Annotated in this window: 17 protein-coding genes and 1 tRNA gene; 5 read left to right on the top strand and 13 right to left on the bottom strand. The window is 37.9% G+C overall.

Annotated features, from left to right (window positions below):
• The first annotated feature begins 87 nt into the window (after positions 1-87).
• The 3 genes from A9G08_RS06960 to dcm all read left to right on the top strand — a co-directional run bounded on the left by A9G08_RS06960 (position 88) and on the right by dcm (position 3,639).
• On the top strand, positions 88-798 hold the full coding sequence (locus A9G08_RS06960; protein ID WP_065562988.1) for a BRO-N domain-containing protein: 711 nt from the start codon (positions 88-90) through the stop codon (positions 796-798).
• A gap of 62 nt (positions 799-860) precedes the next feature.
• Complete coding sequence (locus tag A9G08_RS06955; protein WP_065562987.1) at positions 861-2,246, top strand: SNF2-related protein; 1,386 nt, start codon at positions 861-863, stop codon at positions 2,244-2,246.
• Positions 2,247-2,277: 31 nt separating this feature from the next.
• Entirely contained in the window at positions 2,278-3,639 is a 1,362-nt protein-coding gene (dcm, locus tag A9G08_RS11515; protein ID WP_081299527.1) for a DNA (cytosine-5-)-methyltransferase, read from the top strand.
• A gap of 215 nt (positions 3,640-3,854) precedes the next feature.
• Here dcm and A9G08_RS06940 read toward each other — a convergent pair whose 3' ends face one another.
• Positions 3,855-5,024 carry a tyrosine-type recombinase/integrase gene (locus A9G08_RS06940; protein ID WP_081299526.1) on the bottom strand — a complete coding sequence of 390 codons (1,170 nt, stop codon included), beginning with the start codon at positions 5,022-5,024 and terminating at the stop codon, positions 3,855-3,857.
• A 169-nt stretch (positions 5,025-5,193) separates the two neighbouring features.
• A tRNA-Arg gene (locus A9G08_RS06935) sits at positions 5,194-5,265 on the bottom strand.
• Between the two features lie 119 nt (positions 5,266-5,384).
• On the opposite strand from A9G08_RS06935, the gene A9G08_RS06930 reads away from it, so the two are divergent.
• The gene (locus A9G08_RS06930) at positions 5,385-6,143 is read left to right on the top strand and encodes an MlaA family lipoprotein (protein WP_065562984.1); all 759 of its coding nucleotides are present in this window, start codon (positions 5,385-5,387) and stop codon (positions 6,141-6,143) included.
• 45 nt (positions 6,144-6,188) lie between these two features.
• Here the strand turns inward: A9G08_RS06930 and A9G08_RS06925 are convergent, their stop codons facing one another.
• Both A9G08_RS06925 and A9G08_RS06920 read right to left on the bottom strand, forming a co-directional pair.
• The gene (locus A9G08_RS06925; protein WP_065562983.1) at positions 6,189-6,968 is read right to left on the bottom strand and encodes a TIGR03915 family putative DNA repair protein; all 780 of its coding nucleotides are present in this window, start codon (positions 6,966-6,968) and stop codon (positions 6,189-6,191) included.
• A 3-nt stretch (positions 6,969-6,971) separates the two neighbouring features.
• A complete protein-coding gene (locus A9G08_RS06920; protein ID WP_065563055.1) occupies positions 6,972-8,237 on the bottom strand; it encodes a putative DNA modification/repair radical SAM protein in 1,266 nt (421 codons plus the stop codon).
• A gap of 310 nt (positions 8,238-8,547) precedes the next feature.
• On the opposite strand from A9G08_RS06920, the gene fabB reads away from it, so the two are divergent.
• On the top strand, positions 8,548-9,759 hold the full coding sequence (fabB, locus tag A9G08_RS06915) for a beta-ketoacyl-ACP synthase I (protein WP_065562982.1): 1,212 nt from the start codon (positions 8,548-8,550) through the stop codon (positions 9,757-9,759).
• A gap of 77 nt (positions 9,760-9,836) precedes the next feature.
• Here fabB and A9G08_RS06910 read toward each other — a convergent pair whose 3' ends face one another.
• The 9 genes from A9G08_RS06910 to fdrA all read right to left on the bottom strand — a co-directional run bounded on the left by A9G08_RS06910 (position 9,837) and on the right by fdrA (position 19,900).
• Positions 9,837-10,559, bottom strand: coding sequence for an amino acid ABC transporter ATP-binding protein (locus A9G08_RS06910; RefSeq protein ID WP_065562981.1), 723 nt, complete (start codon positions 10,557-10,559; stop codon positions 9,837-9,839).
• Positions 10,546-11,307 carry an amino acid ABC transporter permease gene (locus A9G08_RS06905; RefSeq protein ID WP_065562980.1) on the bottom strand — a complete coding sequence of 254 codons (762 nt, stop codon included), beginning with the start codon at positions 11,305-11,307 and terminating at the stop codon, positions 10,546-10,548. Before A9G08_RS06905 ends, A9G08_RS06910 begins: the two co-directional genes overlap by 14 nt.
• A gap of 12 nt (positions 11,308-11,319) precedes the next feature.
• Positions 11,320-12,102 (bottom strand): basic amino acid ABC transporter substrate-binding protein, encoded by a 783-nt coding sequence (locus tag A9G08_RS06900; protein ID WP_065562979.1) that lies wholly within the window; start codon positions 12,100-12,102, stop codon positions 11,320-11,322.
• Between the two features lie 255 nt (positions 12,103-12,357).
• Positions 12,358-13,629, bottom strand: a complete 1,272-nt coding sequence (locus A9G08_RS06895) for an MFS transporter (RefSeq protein WP_065562978.1) — start codon at positions 13,627-13,629, stop codon at positions 12,358-12,360.
• Positions 13,630-13,821: 192 nt separating this feature from the next.
• Positions 13,822-15,054, bottom strand: coding sequence for a pyridoxal-phosphate-dependent aminotransferase family protein (locus A9G08_RS06890; protein ID WP_065562977.1), 1,233 nt, complete (start codon positions 15,052-15,054; stop codon positions 13,822-13,824).
• 50 nt (positions 15,055-15,104) lie between these two features.
• Positions 15,105-16,028, bottom strand: a complete 924-nt coding sequence (gene allS, locus A9G08_RS06885) for an HTH-type transcriptional activator AllS (protein ID WP_065562976.1) — start codon at positions 16,026-16,028, stop codon at positions 15,105-15,107.
• Positions 16,029-16,031: 3 nt separating this feature from the next.
• Positions 16,032-16,958 carry a DUF2877 domain-containing protein gene (locus A9G08_RS06880; RefSeq protein WP_081299525.1) on the bottom strand — a complete coding sequence of 309 codons (927 nt, stop codon included), beginning with the start codon at positions 16,956-16,958 and terminating at the stop codon, positions 16,032-16,034.
• 3 nt (positions 16,959-16,961) lie between these two features.
• Entirely contained in the window at positions 16,962-18,221 is a 1,260-nt protein-coding gene (locus A9G08_RS06875) for a DUF1116 domain-containing protein (RefSeq protein ID WP_065562974.1), read from the bottom strand.
• A gap of 11 nt (positions 18,222-18,232) precedes the next feature.
• Positions 18,233-19,900: an acyl-CoA synthetase FdrA gene (gene fdrA, locus A9G08_RS06870; RefSeq protein ID WP_065562973.1), complete on the bottom strand. Its 1,668-nt coding sequence runs from the start codon at positions 19,898-19,900 to the stop codon at positions 18,233-18,235.
• Between the last annotated feature and the right edge of the window lie 155 nt (positions 19,901-20,055).

Here is a 20,055-nt window from a genome sequence, read left to right as displayed (position 1 = left end):
AAAACCGTGGACTGTCTTGTTGCAGGTGTGAAGCACCCGACACCCTATTCACACTAGGGTTTAATAAATCAACAAGGAGATATAAACATGTCTAATCAATCTATTTTTACATTCAACGACCACCAACTACGAGCGCATTATCTCGATAATCAAATCTGGTTTGAATCAAAAGATGTCGCTACGGCGTTAGGGTATGCTGACTATCGTTCTGTTACAGGACTTTATGCTAATTACAAAAAAGAATTTAAAACGGGTATGACCGATGTGGTCGAATCAACCACCTCGTTGAATTTAAAGGTGCGAACCCGTATATTTTCACTGAGAGGGGTACATCTAATCGCAATGTTTGCACGTACCCCCGTAGCGGAAGAGTTCCGCAAGTGGGTGTTAGACATCCTCGATAAAGAGGTGGGCGAATCGCCTATCATTATTAAACCTAATCGGGAAGTGCTGCCTAAAGGTATTTACCATTGTAAAAGCAAATATAACCCCTATCGAGCATGTGTATGGAACGGTAGTGAGATGATCCAGGTAGGTGTGTTTCCGACAATTGCTGACGCCGTTGCAGCACAAAAACAATTCACGGCTACCGGCGAAACAAAACGAATTCAAAAACCACGCATAAATAAAACCGAGGCCACATCGATATCAAATAGCTTTACCAAAGCAGATACTTTTGCGCACATCAGTATGTTCTTAGAAACCGCGCAAATGCTGAGTTTCTACCCCTGCGGTAAATCGCTATCACTTGATCTACTAACCTTTGTTCAAGAAGAAGCATTACGACAAAGCCATTAATTTAAACAAATAAGTTTGCGATACGGGATTTCCCGTATCGTATTGCTATGGGGAATTTCTGTATGAATAGCAAATCTTTTACCCCCCGACCCTATCAAAGCCTAATTGTAAACCACCAACTGGATCTATATAGAGGCAATACTTGGGCAGGTATGGGTATGGGGAAAACATCATCAACACTATGCGCTTTAGATATCGCGTACATGAGTGGTCACTATACCGCCCCGACTTTAGTTATTGCCCCGCTCCGTGTGGCGCAATCGACATGGCCCGACGAAGTAAGCAAGTGGGACTTTAAAAGCGTTGGTATTCAACCTATTGTCGGCACACCAACGCAACGTTTGCAAGCACTACAAAACAAACATGCAAATGTTTTCACAACTAACTATGAAAATTTACCATGGCTAGTAGAAACACTAGGCGATAGTTGGCCGTTTCAACAAGTTGTTGCCGATGAAAGCACAAAACTTAAATCGTTCAGGTTACGTGGCGGTGGTGTTCGGGCGTCGGCGTTACGTGGCGTTGCATTTAAACATGTGCGATGTTGGCAAAATCTGACAGGCACACCCGCCCCTAACGGTTTACTGGATCTGTGGGGGCAAAACTGGTTTATAGATGGCGGACAACGTTTAGGACGAACCTTAGGTGCATTTACGGATAGGTGGTTTAACAAAATTCCAATCGGTGATTATTTTAAAATAACGCCAACCGAATTTGCGCAGGAACAAATACAAGAAAAGCTCAAAGATGTTTGCATTACGTTAGAAGCCAAGGATTGGTTTGACATTAACGACCCAATCGTTACACCCATATATGTTGATCTGCCGGATAAATTACAACGCCAGTACAAACAGCTTGAACGCGAAATGTTTTTAGAAATCGGTGATAGCGAAGTCGAAGCGTTAAACGCCGCGGCTAAAACAATCAAATGCCTACAATTTGCAAACGGCGCGATTTATACCGACAGTCACAATAATTTTACTGAAGTGCATGACCTAAAAATCCAAGCATTAGAAAGCATAGTAAGTGAAGCCAACGGGATGCCGGTACTGGTTGCATACCACTTCGAGCATGACAAAGTTAGATTAATGAAAGCATTTAAGCAGGCGAGACTACTCGACAACGACCCAAAAACGATTCGGGATTGGAATGCGGGTAAGATTCCGATATTACTAGCACACCCCGACAGCGCCGGACACGGTTTAAATCTACAGGACGGCGGTAACATTCTTGTCTACTTTGCTCACTGGTGGAATCTAGAAAGCTCAGACCAGATACTCGAACGAATAGGACCAACCCGCCAAGCCCAATCAGGCTACGACCGCCCCGTATTTGTTTATGAAATTATCACCCGCGGGACTGTCGATGAGAATGTTATCGACCGTAAAAAAACTAAACGTAGTATGCAAGAAATACTACTCGAATCAATGAAAAAGAAAGGGTACTAACGCCCTATTCAACCCACCAAGGTTTTTAAAAATGAACGTACTATCACTATTCGACGGCATGAGTTGCGGTCGTGTTGCACTCGAACGTGCAAATATCAATGTAACAAAATATTACGCTAGCGAAATTGACAAATACGCAATCCAAGTTAGCCAAAACAATTACTCGGATATTATTAGGCTTGGCGATATAAATAACTGGGAAAGTTGGGATATCGATTGGTCCAGTATTGATTTGATATTAGCCGGGTCACCGTGCCAAGGTTTTAGTTTTGCAGGTAAACAATTAGCGTTTGACGATAAACGCTCAGCGCTATTTTTTAGATTTGCTGAAATATTAGCGCATGTTCAGTCACTCAATCATAGCGTTAAATTTTTGCTCGAAAACGTCAGAATGAAAAAAGATTACGAACATGTAATAACGTCAATTGTAGGCGTTGATCCGGTCATGATAAATAGTGCGTTGGTATCAGCGCAAAACCGTAAACGATTATATTGGTGTAACTGGAATGTAGAACAGCCAGAAGATAAAGGGGTTTTGTTGAAAGATATTATTCATGAAATAGTTGATATAACAAACCATGACAAATTACCAAAATTTAATTGCAACCCTAGCGGTAAAGGGATGAATGGTATTGTTACTCATATAACTAGCGATAAAAGTATGACACTCACAACAAATAAAGGTGAAGGAAGCAAAATAGCAATCCCGTTGAATGCGGTTGTAGGGATAAAACAAAATCCTCGAGGTAAAAATCGTGGGGGGATTCATACGGACAAAAGCCCAACCTTGACAAGCAACTCTTTTGAACACAATAACAAAATTGTGTATCTCGTTGATAGAGAAAAAAGCCATACGATTACAGCATCATATAGTAAAAAAAATGACAAAGATTATTTTACCAGTAGCAAGGGTCAAATGGTTTTTTGTATAAATCCGTATATTGTTCCCTTTGATAAAACCTTGCAAATCATAGATACGGAAGCTATTAAAGGTAAAATTGGTTATTTCCGCGCCGACAGCCAAGCAAATAGAGTTTACAGCATACATGGTAAAGCCGTAACCCTTTGCGGTGACGCCGGCGGTGGTGCTGCTAAAATGGGTCAATACCTGTTTGGCTGCATAACCCCCGATAGAATCGAAAAACGACAAAACGGTCAGCGATTCAGTGAGGGTAAAAAGTTCTACACACTAACAGCCCAAGACAAACACGGTATTCTAATCGACGGCTACATTAGAAAACTTACACCCATTGAATGCGAACGTCTCCAGACACTGCCTGACAACTACACAGCGGGGGTTAGTAACTCCCAACGCTATAAAATGTTGGGGAACGGTTGGACTGTTGATGTTATTTCTCACATTTTAAAACACATGAATAGTATAGATATCTAGAGGAAATAATAATAATGACAAATAAACTAATAGTAGAAAACCCACTATACAATAAGGCGCAAGTTTGTGCGTACATCAGTATAGATGATAGAACATTGGATAGATGGGTTTCGGCTGCAAAGTTTCCAAAACCAGATCTATATTTGGGGCGACATCCTCGCTGGAAGCTATCCACTGTCAACGCATACTTATTTCAAAAAGAAGAACAATACCAATCATGCGGTTAAACTATCAATGTAATCCGCATACCATTGCATCATCTGACGCCTACCCTCCAAATATTGTGCGTGATTGTACACGCCACGCACACCCTCCTCCTCGTGATTTAGTTGTTTCTCTATCCAGTCACGGTTAAAATCATGCTCATTTAAAACACTTGAAAACTGATGCCTAAAACCGTGCCCTGTTGCACGTTTGGCAAACCCCAACCTTTTTATCAATCCCAAAATAGCACCATTTGACATAGGCGATTGGATGTTATTTCGCCCCGGAAAAACAAAATCACAATTCCCAGTTATTGGATGTAAAAACCGTAGGATATTTATAGCCTGCTTTGATAACGGGACTATGTGCACCCTGTCTTTTTTTATTAATGTTTCTGGTAGTAAAATGTAACGTTTCTCCAGATCGACATACTCCCATTTACATCGTAACAACTCCACAGTTCTCACCGCAGTTAATATTAATAACTCGGTAGCATACCGTACGAGAATATTACCCGAATATGTTTGCAAGGCTTTCATAAACTCCCGCATATCATCTTCAATTAAAAATGCATAATTTTTAGGTGTACGCGTCACCATTGCTTTTGACAGTTCTCGGGCTGGGTTATTCTCTGCTCGCTCTGTAATAATTGCATATTGAAAAACTTCAGTACACCGCTGCCTCATTTTTTTAGCGATTTCTAAAGCCCCTCGATTTTCAATTTGCTTCAAACAATTGAGCATTTCAATGGGTTTTATTTGCGAAACGTCCATATCACCGATATACGGGAAAATATCTTTTTCAAAATAGGTAAGCATGGTTTTCCTAGTGCCTAGTGACCAACTCCTTTTTTTGCTTTCGTACCATTCCATTGCTATTTTGCTGAACGTATTACCCTGCGCCATGTTTGAGAGTAAAGCTTTCTTTTTGCGTTCTACCGAAGGGTCTCGACCGTGCGCTAATAATTGTTTGGCTAGATCTTTTTCATTGCGAGCATCGGATAAACTGATATAAGGATATTTACCTATTGTTAGCGTTTTTCGTTTGCCGTTAAACTGGTAATCATATCGCCATGATTTAGTTCCACTAGGTGTAATGTACAAATACAGGCTTTCATAATCAGGCAGTTTGTAAGGTTTCGCTTTTGGCTTTGAGGCTTCGATTGCTTTAATTGTTAGCATGATTTACGGTATTTTTCATTTCGGCATTAAAATATACCGTAAATATACCGTAGAAAGGTTTGCGTTGTCAAACGTAATAGAGAGTAAACCTGAGTGATAAAAATACAACAAACCCAGTTTTATAAAAGAGTTAAGCGTAAAGGAGAGTCATGATAAGTTTAAGGGAATTTGACCCCAGCAGGAATCGAACCTGCAACTAGCCCTTAGGAGGGGCTCGTTATATCCATTTAACTATGAGGTCATCTCGGGCGGTTATTCTAATAAATTTATCAAGATATTACTATTTAAATAATGAAAAATTTTCTATTTTGAACAAACATGATACAATCTTAACATTCGTCAATTATGATTTATAACATTATGAAAAAAAGAATAATAGGTATGATGTTCTCGGTTTTAGCACTGACAAGTTGTGCCACTTATCAAGCTGAAACCAACAGTTATAGTGACCCATTATCGGGTTTTAACAAAACCATGTTTGATGTTAACTATTATGCCCTTGATCCTTATATTTTACGCCCTGCAGCTGTGGTATGGAAAGATTATGTACCAACACCTGTGCGTAAAGGCGTTGTTAATTTTTCATCTAACCTTTCTGAGCCAGCTTCAGTAGTTAATAGTGCACTACAAGGCGAAGGCCGTGAATCTGGTAAACATTTAGCTCGATTCTTTATCAATACCGTTTTTGGTGTGGCGGGTATATTTGATGTTGCTGGAATGGCGGATCCTCAATTGCAAAAAGGCTCTAAACGTAGTTTTGGTCAAACATTAGGTCACTATGATGTCCCTTATGGTCCTTATGTAGTATTACCTTTCTATGGTTCTGCTACACTTCGCCAAGAAGGTGGTGACATCGTTGACACCTTATACCCACCACTTGTTTGGTTAGATTGGGAATGGGCGTTAGTTCGTGGTGTTGTTGATGGTGTTGAAGCTCGTGCCGTGGCTATTGAGTATGAAGATCTGCTTAAAAATAGTGATGACCCTTATAACTTTATGCGTAATGCTTACTTCCAACGTAATGACTTTAATGCGTCAGGCGGTAAAGTTGATGAGAAAAAAGAGAAACAACGCCAAGAAAGCATCAACGGTATTATTAGCGATATCGACGCCCAATAGAATTTTCCCTACATTAATAAAAAACGCCGGCTTGTTCGGCGTTTTTTATTTTTGCTGCATTTCAGGTAAGTGTTGCCAAAATCGTCTTGGCATATTTTGTCGTTGTAATTTTGGGTTAATTCTTTCTTTTATCGTTAGTGCATTACAATAACGGTACCACATGGTCTGAAAAAGTTTTTCATCATCAGTTAAATAATCTTGGTTAATTTTGTTATTAATAATTAGATCATCGTTTAACGATATTTTCTCCAATTTTTCTAAATCATAAAAATAACCATACTGGCGTTTTTCATCATAAATAGCCCATTTTTGGTCGGCATAACGATCTTTAAAGAATCGTGTCGTTAATGGTAAAGCATTATAAATGGGACCAATAACCGCAAAATAGATCTTTTCATCACTTGTTGGATTTTTGATAGCATTAAATCGAACAAATTGTTGGATATGGTGTTTTTCTTTATTCACTTTTTTAGCGATATCATGAATGGCTAATACATCTGGATCGCCAAAATCAGTTTCAATTGAATAGTTAGATTTAAATACTTTGCAAATATAACGAAAAATGATTAAATCACTTTCAGGCAGCTCTGATAACCAAGTAAATAAGATCTGATTTAGTGCAATCTTGGATAACTTTTTTTGTAGCGCCGAGTATACCCTTTCATACTTGCTATTACGAAATTCAACATGGTGAGAATCAGATACCAAAAGCGGTACAACATCATCATCCGACAACAAGCATTCCGGCATTTTTTTAAGTTTAAACGCATCAAAAACCGCGCATAACAATCCTTCGAAAGATTTGTCATAATAAAAAGCTAGCATAACTTACCATCCCATCACAAGCTGCTGAGGAATAGGATCTTTTTTAGCTTCAAGTAATGGCGGATCTTGCAGGTTCAGTCGAATATATTCAGCAGATGACTCGAGCAATTTATAGGTACTCATTTCGTGACATACAATAAAAAATTGCGCACGTTTAAGCACCACGCCTATGCGTTTTAACGCTTCAATATTAAGTTTTCGATGTCGCCTTGCCATCACTATTAATTTTGCTGATTTAACACCAATGCCAGGAACTCGCAAAATTTTTCGATAACTGTCACGATTGATATCTACCGGAAAAAACTGCGGATTACGAATCGCCCAAGACAATTTTGGATCGACAGTTAAATCAAGATCAGGATGTTCATCATTAACAATCTCATCAACGCTAAAATCATAAAAACGAAGTAACCAATCAGCTTGGTATAAACGATTTTCGCGAACGCGTGGAACTTCTTGCAATACCGGCAATCGCTTGTCATAACTATTGACCGGAATAAACCCCGAATAGTAAACCCGCTTCATGCTTGGGCGTTTATAAAGTTTGGCGGTAAGTTGTAATATTTGATTATCGGTTTCATCTGTCGCCCCAATAATAACCTGGGTGCTCTGCCCTGCTGGTACAAATTTTGGAGTAGACTTAATTTTTTTGCGATCTTCAATATTTTCCATCAAATTTTGTTGAATATGACGCATTGGTTGATAGATCGTTTGATGATCTTTATCCGGTGCAAGTAATTTTAAATTACGTTCAGTAGGAATCTCTAGATTGACACTCATTCTATCTACTAATAAACCGGCTTCTTTGATAAGCTCATTACTTGCGCCAGGAATAGCTTTCATATGGATATAACCATTAAAATTGTATTCTTGACGTAGAATTTTGACTACCCGAATCATTTTTTCCATTGTGTGATCAGCACTACGCATAATGCCAGAGCTTAAAAAAAGTCCTTCGATATAATTGCGACGGTAAAATTCAATGGTTAAATCGGCTAACTCTTTTGGAGTAAATCCAGCTCGTGGGATATCATTACTTTGGCGATTAATACAGTAAGCACAATCAAACATGCAGTAATTGGTTAGCATAATCTTTAATAATGAGACACATCGACCATCGGCGGTAAAAGAATGACAGATACCACAACGAGAGGCACTACCAATACCTTTATTTTTATTATTGCGTGAGGTACCGCTTGATGCGCACGAAATATCATATTTTGCTGATTCTGCCAATATCTCAAGCTTTGACATCATTTTGTCTTGAATCATAATTACCACCAATGACTGTATATATTTACAGTATTATAGCTATTTTACTTGCATCTGCAAGTAAATTATCAGATCAAAAATAGGAAATATTTGCTCAATAAAACTGCATATAAACTCTACTTTATTAAGAGACTATAAATAAAATGTAAAAAGCGGGAGTATCATTGATTACTTATTCCACTAACCCTATCTTATTTAAAAATTGTGAAATAAAATCAATCATAGGGTATTGTTCAGCTTACAAGTGTACGCTATAATCACACCAATTTTTCATACGAAGCTGGTTAATTTAGGAGTAAAGCATTAGATGAAACGTGTAGTAATCACAGGATTAGGTATTCTTTCAAGTATTGGGAATAATACCAAAGAAGTTTTAGAATCATTAAAAGTGGGCCGAAGTGGTATTACTTTCTCTCAAGAAATGAAAGATAGCGGAATGCGCAGTCATGTATGTGGTAATGTAAAATTAGATACAACTGGGCTTATTGATCGCAAAGTTGTCCGTTTTATGAACGATGCATCTATTTATGGTTATCTGGCTCTACAGCAAGCAATCGAAGATGCAAAATTAACCCCAGAACAAGTATCTAATCCTCGTACAGGTCTAATCGCTGGTTATGGTGGCTCAACCAAAACTCAATATAATGTCGTTGCCGGCATGAAAGAAAAAGGTTTAAGAGGTGTTGGTCCTTACGCAGTAACTAAATCAATGTCATCTGCAATATCTGCATGTTTAGCCACACCATTTAAAATTAAAGGTATTAGCTACTCAATGACATCTGCTTGTGCAACATCAGTTCACTGTATTGGTCATGCAGCAGAACTTATCCAACTTGGCAAACAAGACATTGTATTTGCTGGTGGTGGAGAAGAACTTTGCTGGGAAATGTCATGTGAATTTGACGCAATGGGCGCATTATCAACCAAATACAACGACACCCCAGAAAAAGCATCACGCGCTTATGATAAAAACCGTGACGGTTTCGTTATCGCTGGCGGTGCTGGAATGGTCGTTGTTGAAGAACTTGAACACGCCCTTGCACGTGGTGCACATATCTATGGTGAACTAGTTGGTTACGGTGCAACATCTGATGGTTATGACATGGTTGCACCATCTGGTGAAGGTGCAATGCGTTGTATGCAACTTGCTATTCAAGATCTTGACGCACCGGTTGATTATATCAACACTCACGGAACGTCAACACCAGTTGGTGACGTTAAAGAATTATGGGCAATCAAGCAAGTATTTGGAGATAACATTCCAGCTATCTCTTCGACTAAATCAATGACTGGCCACTCATTGAGCGCAACCGGTGCTCAAGAATTAATCTATTCATTACTTATGCTTGAACATGGCTTTATCACACCAAGTATCAACATCGACGAACTCGCTGATGAAGCAGTTGGAATGAACATTATTACCGAGCCAACTGAACGTGAATTAACAACAGTAATGTCAAATAGCTTTGGTTTTGGTGGCACTAACGCTTCAATTGTCATGAAAAAATATAAAGCTTAAGTCTGATAGTTGATGTTTAATAAAAAACCGCACTCATTAGTGCGGTTTTTTATAGCTTAATCAATCAAGTAGATCAATTATAATACTTTACTTAAAAATAGCTGTGTTCTTTCATTTTGAGGATGATTAAAAATTTGCTCAGGTGAACCTTGTTCTTGAATGATGCCCTGATCGATAAAAATAACACGAGTTGACATCTCTCTAGCAAAACCCATCTCATGCGTGACAACCACCATGGTCATCCCCTCTTGAGCAAGTGCCTTCATCACCGCTAAAACTTCACCGACTAACTCAGGATCTAACGCCGAAGTAGGTTCATCAAAAAGCATAACTTTCGGGTCCATCATCAATGATCTAGCAATCGCGACACGTTGTTGTTGACCACCGGATAATTGATTTGGATAAGCATCAATCTTATCAATCAAACCAACCTTAACTAATAAACCTTCAGCCTTATTGATTGCATCATTTTTTGGCATCTTCTTGACATCCATTGGTGCCAAAATTAAATTTTCCAATACCGTCATATGTGGAAAAAGATTGAAACGCTGAAAAACCATGCCAACTGATTCACGGAGTTGATTGATATTGGTTTTAGCATCTGGCAATTTAAACCCATTAACTTCAATCTCGCCTGAAGTAATATCTTCTAATCCATTAATGCAACGTAAAAAGGTGCTTTTACCTGAGCCCGAAGGGCCAATAATAGAAATCACCTCTTTTTCCTGAATATCACAAGAAATACCTCGTAGCACATGAATATCGCCAAATTGTTTTTGTAGATTTTTAATGTGAATCACTTTTGCCTAACCTTTTTTCTAAATATTTTACTAATAATGAAAGCAAGAATGTCATTACCCAATACACAATAGAAATCACAATATAAGGTTCAGTATAAGACCCATATGCAGCTCCAGATGTTCTTGCAGCAAAAGCTAAATCAGCCAAACCGATCGCTGCGCCGAGTGACGAATCTTTCAAAATAGCTATTGCATTATTGCCCAAAGGCGGAAGCATACGTTTAAAAGCCTGTGGTAAAATTACTTTACGCATGGTACTACCATAGCTCATTCCAAGTGACCTTGCAGCTTCCATTTGTCCTTTATCGATTGATTCAATCCCTGCTCTAAAGATTTCGGAAATATAGGCACCGGCATTTAACGTAATTGCCGTAACACAGGAAATAAACGCCCCATACTCAGTACGCCAATAACGAGCGGTGGACATTGAAATAAGATTATCGGAAACCAATAATCCATCACGAGGGTTTAGAAAATATGGCATTAACACATAATGCACTACCATGATTTGAACAAATAGTGGTGTACCACGAAAAGCACTAACATAAATTTTAACAGGCCATTGTACACCATAGTGAAGCACCCATTTCCAAAAACCAAATTTAGCTGATGCGGTTCGCCCAATACCTAACGTCAATCCCCATAATGTCCCTAAAATGACACAAATAATAGTACATTGAACGGTTAATTTTGCCCCCTCGATAAAGAGGGGCGTATATTCTTCAATAATTTGCCAATTAAATGCCATGACTATTCCACTTTACTCTTTAGAATCTAATGGTAAAGATAGAACATTATTATCGAACCATTTTTTATAAATTGAAGCATAAGTACCGTCTGCAACAATTTTTTTCAGGCCTTCATTGATGCTATTGCGTAATTCAGTATTACCTTTAGCAACGGCAATACCAAAATATTGCGATTCAAAACTATTATCATAAACTAAATTGAAATCTTTACCGGGATGCATTTTAATATAAAATTTAACCACACCAACATCAGCAACAGCTGCACTTATGCCTTCTTCATAAAGCTCTTGTAGCAATAACGGCGTATTATCAAATCGTTTGATTGCAGTGCTATTTTTACCGAGTACTTTAGAAACAACCACATCAGCCGTACTACCATTAACCACTCCAACAGTATGATTACTTAAATCAGCAATTGACTTAATTTCAGTTGTTTTTTGAGAAACAATAACTTGCTCAGCCGGAAAATACGGTAATGAAAAATCAACAGAGTTTTTACGCTTTTCAGTTATAGTAATACCTGAAATGATAATATCGCGCTCACCATTATCTAAAGTAGCAAAAATACCTTCCCATGGCGTGTTAATTAATTTGATTTTAAAATTTTGAGCTTCAGCAATCGCTTTAATAAGATCAATATCAAAGCCTTCTAACTGCTTATCACTATTTTCATACTCAAAAGGACGATATGTTCCCCCTGCTCCAACCACATAAGTCTGCTCACTGGCAAAACTAAATGAAGATGTGAATAATAAAAGAGAAGACAAAATTACAGAAAAAAAAGAATTACGCATACAGATTCCTATCTATAAATAAATATTTGCAACATAATAACTTTTAAGCAAAATATTTCAACAGAATATTTAACTTGATTGGTGATTAATTAATGCTTTTATAGAGGCTAAAAACCCCGCTCCTCAACTTTTTTTGCATTTAAAAAATGCACTGATTAATAATTAAATTACTCTTAGAATAAACCATTCATCAAAGAAAAAAATACTCAAACCAAGTTTGAGTATTTTCCCAATATATCTCATCATATTGATTAACTAAATATTCATCTTTTTAATGAAAAAGGTCAATACCGCAGAGCTTATTAACGCGATCACCATAAATAAGAAGGCGTGGTTGTAGCCTCCGTTGGCGTTGTCGATAAGGAAGCCGATGATGAATGGTGATAATACGCCTGCAACTTGTCCACCAAAGTTGACAATACTTGAGGCTTTGCCCATGATTACCGGCGGAATCATATGCATTAGCATTCCCCAAAAGATAGCAAATGCGATAAACATAAAGAGTGCTGATACGCATTGGAAGACTATAGCAGCCTCAAGATTATCGACTTGGAACATTAAGAAAAGAAATATCCCAGAGATAAAAGCGGTTAAACCATATACATATTTTAATTTTTGTTCGAACTTATCAGCAAAATAACCACCAACTAAAGTTCCTAACGCACCAAATAAGAATGGGATTGCAGCTAAGATACCGGTTTTGGAGAGCGATAATCCTCTTGCCTCAAGTAAATAACTTGGTAACCAAGTGGTGAATCCCCAAAATGTGATATCAAATAAGAACCAAATTAGCGATAACTTCCAGAGTATTGGCATTTTCAATACATCTATTAACGAAGACGAGCTCTCTTCGACTGAGACATTATCGTTGATTATTTTTAATTCTTGCAGTTCATCGGCACCAATCAGACTATTTTCAGATGGATTATTGCGAATAAACTTATAGATAAAAAAGCCTAATATAAAACCAGGAATACTTAAGATGATAAATACATCGCGCCAACCTAACCATTCAATAATGGCAACTGCCACAATTACAGATATTGCTGGTCCTAATGTATTGACGGAAGATTGAATTGCTGTTGCTCGTCCTCGTTCTTTGGCAGGAAAATAAGTAGCGATAGTTTTCCAAGACGAAGCAGGGAAACAACCTTCACCGGCACCAAACATAAAGCGAGTCAGTAACATTAATGGCAATACATAAATTAGACCGGTAAAAAGCGTAAACATCGACCACCAAATAATGGCAAAAGCCATCACTTTACGCGGACCAAATTTATCTGATAAATAACCACCGGGAATTTGGAACAGTGCATAACCAATAAAAAATGCACTAATAATTGAACCTTGTACAGTTTTATCGATACCAAGATCATGGCCAATAAACTTCAATGATACATTCATTACCATACGATCAAGAAACGAAAGTAACCAACCTGACCATAATAGCAATAAAATGGTATAACGCCCTTTCCATTTTTTTTGCTTATACCCAGAGGTAGGAATTTTAGTATTCAATTTATTCATAAAATTTCCTTAAATAATATCATCCCAATTAACTTAAAGTTAACATTTTTGCTACTATTTTAAATTTACTCTATTTTTAGAGTAATTTGTTGACAATTTGACCAACAAATTACTTCGTTCTAAATTAAAAGCTCAAAAATCCAATGGGTATAATTCCGCTCACTTCAGTGAACTTTTATTATTATTTTATTATTAGCTGTTATAAACGTTCCAAGCAGCTTGTAAACCAGCCCCTTGTACTGTTTTAAAACCAACTCGATTTAACACAGCTTCAAACGCGGTTAATGTTTGCATGACACAAGATTTTCTAGCATTGTAACCCATGGTACCAATACGCCATACATTGCCTTTAAGCGGACCGAATGAAGCACCGATTTCAATACCAAAATCATTTAACATTAAATTGCGAACTTCAAGGTCATTAATATGTTCCGGACGAACCACACCAACGACATTATTCATTTTATGATCGAGATCGCCAAACAGCTCAAGTCCCATAGCTTGTAAACCAGCAACCATTGCAGCCCCATTAACGCGATGACGCTCAATCACGTTATCTAAACCTTCTTGTAACACAATTCGAGCACATTCGCGTGCAGCATAAAGCATTGAGGTCGCTTCAGTGTGGTGGTTGATACGTTCAGAACTCCAGTAACGGATAATCATATCGATATCAAAATAGTTAGAATAGATCATCTCATCTCGACCACCCGCATCATTTTCAGCACGAATACCCAGCTCAACACATTTACGAGCTTGAATAATTTCGACCATTTTTGGACTTAAAGTAAGAGGAGCAACACCTGGAGGTCCACTTAAACATTTTTGTAAACTCACTGAAACGCCATCAAGTTGCCATTTATCAACTTCAAGTGGGTTACCCACAATCGAAGCAGTTGCATCGACATAAGACAACACACCATGACGACGACAAATTTCACCAATTTTATCCAATGGTTGCAATAATGTGGTTGAGGTATCACCTTGAACGCAAAGTAATAGTTTGGGTTTGACTTTTTTGATAGCATCTTCAATAACATTAGGATCAAAAACTTCACCCCATGGCACCTCAATAGTGTGCACATCAGCACGACAACGGTGGGCAATTTCACAAAGTAATAAACCAAAACGACCAAATACGGGTACTAATACTTTGTCACCTGGTTTAATTGTTGACACAAGAACGGCTTCAATACCGGCTCTTGCAGTACCATCAATAACAAAAGTTTGTTCATTTTTGGTTTTAAAAATATCTCGATAAAGTGACATAGTCTGATTCATATAATCAGTCATAACTGGGTCAAACTGGCCAATTAAAGGTGCTGCCATCGCTCTAGTGACACGAGGATCAGCATTGATTGGACCTGGTCCCATTAATAGTCGCGTAGGCGGATTAATTTGGTCATATTTATCTAGGTCTAACATTATTTTTTCCTTTATTAATATCGAGTTAATTGTTTGAAGATTACACTAACTCATCTTCTCTTATCTATATTTTTCAAAAAATTATTGGCAATGGGATGATGAAACTTAAACAGATTAACAATTTCATTCATCACTTTGCCCATATGCGATTTTTTCCATGCTAATGACAATGGCGATGGCTTACGCTCATTAACCACTTTACAGGCAATCAATTCACCTGAATCTAAATAAGATTGGCAGATTGATTTGGGTAAAAAACCAATACCTAATCCTCTTAAATGGCAAGCCAACTTAGTGGTAATATTTGGCACAATAATCTCAGATTGACTTGGTAATAACCAAGCCACTCGTTTATTCATATGCACAGAGGTATCTTCAACATTAATTGCCGGATACTTACGTAAAGTATCATTAGATAACGCCCCATCAATTTGGGTGATCGGATGATTTTTGGCTGCCACAAACACCCAACTTACTTCACCAAGAGGTAGTATATTAATCATCGTATCAAGCGATTCAGTGCCTGTTGCGCCAATCGCTAAATGGCACTCACCATGCAATAACGAATCCCACACTCCCATATAAACTTGTCGATTTATATTGAAAGTAGTAAAAGGGAATTTTTCTTTTAAAAACGTCAACAAATCGGCTACCGCCTCAACATCATAGAGCAGATTATTGATGGTAATATTAATTTTTCGCTCAACACCATCACGAATCTGTTGTAACTCATCAGGCATGGTTGATAACCAAAGCAACCATTGGCTACATTGCTCATAAAGATGTTGCCCTGCCAGCGTTAGTGTCACAGTCCGTGTGGTTCGTTCAAAAAGTTGAGTATTAAGATCGGCTTCCAATGATTTAATACGATAACTAATCGCTGCTGGTGTTTTGTAAAGTAGCTTAGCCGCTTTTGAAAAGCTATTGCTCTCAACTACTTTAATAAAGGTCCGCATGGTTTCTGTATCTAGCACGATTTAATCCCTTAAAACAAAACGATCAATACCTAACCATATACCAAGTAAGAGATCGGATCCAGAGGTGTGACCATAATTCGATAAATTTTTTATTGATGAATGGTGATATTTATGTTGTGCAAATGAATTAATCACTTGTAGCACCAACAACGAAAATTTACCTTGAAGTGCATAAGTCAAAAAACTAGCACTAACAGTTGTGGTTAACAAATGTAATGACAAACGCTCAAAGGCGAATTTAAGCTGTCGAATTTGATTGTCAAAACGGCAATCGCTTGAGATAACCGCCAACATCCCCACGATAATATCATCAAAACTTGGCGTTAAACCCGGCCCTAAGCCAATAAACGACGTAATATCATCTGCTTTACCATTCATCAAATTAGTCATGGTATTACATAATAATTCGAGTTGATATTGACCAGATAAATTGTCACTTAATTTACCAAATAAGCCGGTAGGATTTTCTATCTCTTTCAATAGATTAGCAATTTGTGATTTATTAACTAATGAATGTTTTTTTATATTTAATTGACAAACATGCGTATCAAGTGAAATTAAAAAAATCCCAACTTGCAAATCACCCGTTGCCGATTGATAAATAGATAAATCACTACCTAACGACAAAACATAATCAAAATCAGACGATTTAAGTACTATGCCCATGGGCGACAAACCGCTGTTATAACGATGTATAGTAATTAATTGCTGATCATCATTGATTAAATTAATCGTTTGCTGATGAGTACTAAAGAGCGACAACTCACCCGCTTTTATCGGAATATCCGCACTAACTAAAAGTGGTTTGATAATATGAGATGCTTGCGACAAACCACGCTCTTGCAAATAATCAACAGCGGGGATAGTAAGTCGCTGATTATTTAGCGACTTATTTAAACATTCATCATCTACATACATCAAACTCATAGCCTATACGTCTAGTTTTTTTGCTAATGCCTCGAGTGCTTTTTCAAAACAAGCTAACGGTGCTCTAACTGTACCTGCACCAATTTGGCCCACTCCTGCTTGTTTATGGGCAATACCAGTATTAATTAATGGCGTGATCCCGGTTTCGACAACTAAACGAAGATCTAAGCCTAAACAGCATCCTTGGAAATTCCATGTAGGAATTTGGAATAACATATTATGTTCTAAATAGATTTCACTCATCTCTTCAGATACTTCATATGCAACATCCGTGCCACCGGCACCAACAAAGCGAGTTACTCCTGGCGCTGCAACCATAGCCGCCCCGCCTATACCAAAGGTTTCAGTAATAGCACTATCACCTATATCTGGGTTTGCATCTTTTTGTGAATAACCAGTAAAGAATAGGCCTTGTGGAGTATTAACTGGCGCGGTAAACCACTGATCGCCAAGACCACTGACTTTAATACCAAATTCTTTACCATTACGGGTCATTGCTGTAACGATAGATCCCTCTTTGATTTGCGCTGCGCTATCCATAATTGATTTACAAAATGCCATAGCAACATTTAAGAAGAACTGATCTGTCACGCTTAAAAAGCTAAAGATTTTCTCCATTTCCGCTTTACTACGATCAAGTAAAATTAATTTTGGTGAAAGCGTTCTTAATAATAGTGCTGAAGCGGCAATATTACGTTGATGGAATTCATCACCCATTGTAATAGCTTGTGCCATCAAAGCGGTTAAATCGATACCATTATCAAACAGTTTTAATGCATCATTCAAGGCAGGCCCTAACGACTCTTTCATCCAACGATGACGGTCTAAAACCTCCTGACCATAAGCACCAAAACGCATCACTTTACCAATACCTTCATTTAAATTGCAGTAAGCACGATTACCATGGGTAATGTTTTCAACCACAATCATTGGCATATTGGCTGACGTAATTCCTCCCATTGGACCAACTGCATTAACAGAATGACAAGGGATAAATTCAACTTGACCTGACTCTAATAAATGTAAAGCTTGCTTCTCATCTTGAGCCCATCCTTCAAACAAGCAAGCACCAATACAAGCACCTTGCATTGGCCCAGTCATATCATGCCAAACAATCGGTGGTCCAGCGTGAAGTAATTTTTTACCTTGCGCCAAGGTTGGTACAGCTTCTTTAGCGGATATAACGCCTACCCAATGAGGTCTAGCAGCTTTAATTCGTTCAATAATTTTTTGGTTTGCTTCATTTATTGCAGTACGTAACATATCAAAACCTCTTAATTTAATTTTTGCAAAATAGCCGCTAATTTTTTATTACCGCCGGCTATTGGCGCCCATTGATAATGCACAACAGGAATATTCGATGATTGAAGATCTTCAGCAAAACTTCTTAAACCAGCATTAATCACACTAATATGGCTTAATAAAGGATATGGTTTAATGAAATTATTTGATTTAACCGGTGTAATCAGTTTTTTGGCTAACAAAATAGCTTCCGGTAAATTATTCATTACAACAATATTCGCTGATTCTAACGCCTCAATTTGCTTACTACGACATTGCGGATCTTGCTCTGAACCAGTCACGGTTGCGATAGCTATCAATGGATGATTATCACCTCGTTTAGCACAGGCTTTTTGATAACCTGAAATAACTGACTCAGCCGGATTGGCATTTGCGCCATAGCCAATAACCAAATCAACAAGTAATACACCTACGTCGTGATTTTCACCAAGCTGAGCAATTTTATCTTCGCGAATAGATGGATCAATCATAGGATGAGGTTTACCTACAGTGTAAAAATCATCACCTAAATCAATAATTTTATGCCCCTGTTGATCTAACATAATCCCTTTATCGTGATGATGACTGGTAGTGAGATTTAGTTCTTGAGCAAGCAACATCGCCGCTTCTGAAGCTAAGGTACCGCCAGTATATAACCCTGTAATCGTTTTATTGGCTAAATTAGGCAACTTATTCGCTATCGCTTCAACTGGACTTAATAAACAGGCTAATCGAGCTGCTTCATCTAATGTTCGTGCAAAATAGATATTATCGTCTTGAGGTTTATCGATTTTCGAGCCCAAAAATAAAGCCACCACCGGTTTAGGGATTAACTTCATGGCTGAAATCACTTTTTCCCGCACACTGTCTGCTGGCGGTTTAGAAATAAAGGTAATCACTTGTGTATCAGCATCGGCAGCAAGCATATTTAAGGCAGTAAGCGCACTAATCCCCCCAACTTCAAGCGATAAATCACGCCCACCCAAACCGATAGCTTGCGTAATACCTTGATTCAATAGAGCGATTTGTGAAACCACTTCTTGAATACCCGTACCAGACGCCCCAATTACCCCAATATTCCCTTTAGGAATAACATTAGAAAACGCTAAGGGTGCCCCCGCGATAAAGGCCGTCCCACAATCGGGGCCCATCACAATTAAATCTTTTTTAGACGCTTTAGTTTTTAAACGGATTTCATCTTCGATTGATACATTATCAGAAAAAATCATCACATTCTTATTATCATCTAAAGCTTGATCGGCTAACTCAGCGGCGTACTCCCCAGCAATCGAAATTAACACTAAATTAGCATCAGGTAATTTTTTCGTTGCGCTAGCTAAACGCCTTGCTTTAAGTAGTTTTGCACCACCTTGCTGAGCTTGAGCGATATTTTTTAACGCATCCTCAAGTTGTTGACTAATCAACTCGACAACATCATTAGAGTCATCTTTGGTTTTAATCGCGACACAAATATCATTTGGCGTTGCATCATTAAAACTATCACTCCAAAAACCTGTTGCGGTTAATAAAGATTTATTGGCAGGAGTACCCATCATGACAGATACTTCATCAACCTCATCAAGATTACTCAGTTTTTTTGATATCAACATCAAACTAACAGAATCTTGAAAGCTTCCCTTTTTTATAAAAGATTGAATCATGAGAATAGGCCCCTCAAATAGGATAAATACTGTTAACTTTGAACCTCATTAAGCTCATTAAAAAAATCTAATAGTTAGATTATATTTATATATTACGGAAAAAATAAACAATAAGCAGGTTATACATCACAAAACATTAACGATATCAAAAATAT

Origin of the sequence: Gilliamella sp. wkB195 (genome assembly GCF_001690445.1) — a bacterium.
Lineage (GTDB): Bacteria > Pseudomonadota > Gammaproteobacteria > Enterobacterales > Orbaceae > Gilliamella > Gilliamella apicola_E.
This window is presented reverse-complemented; position numbering and strand designations above follow the sequence as displayed.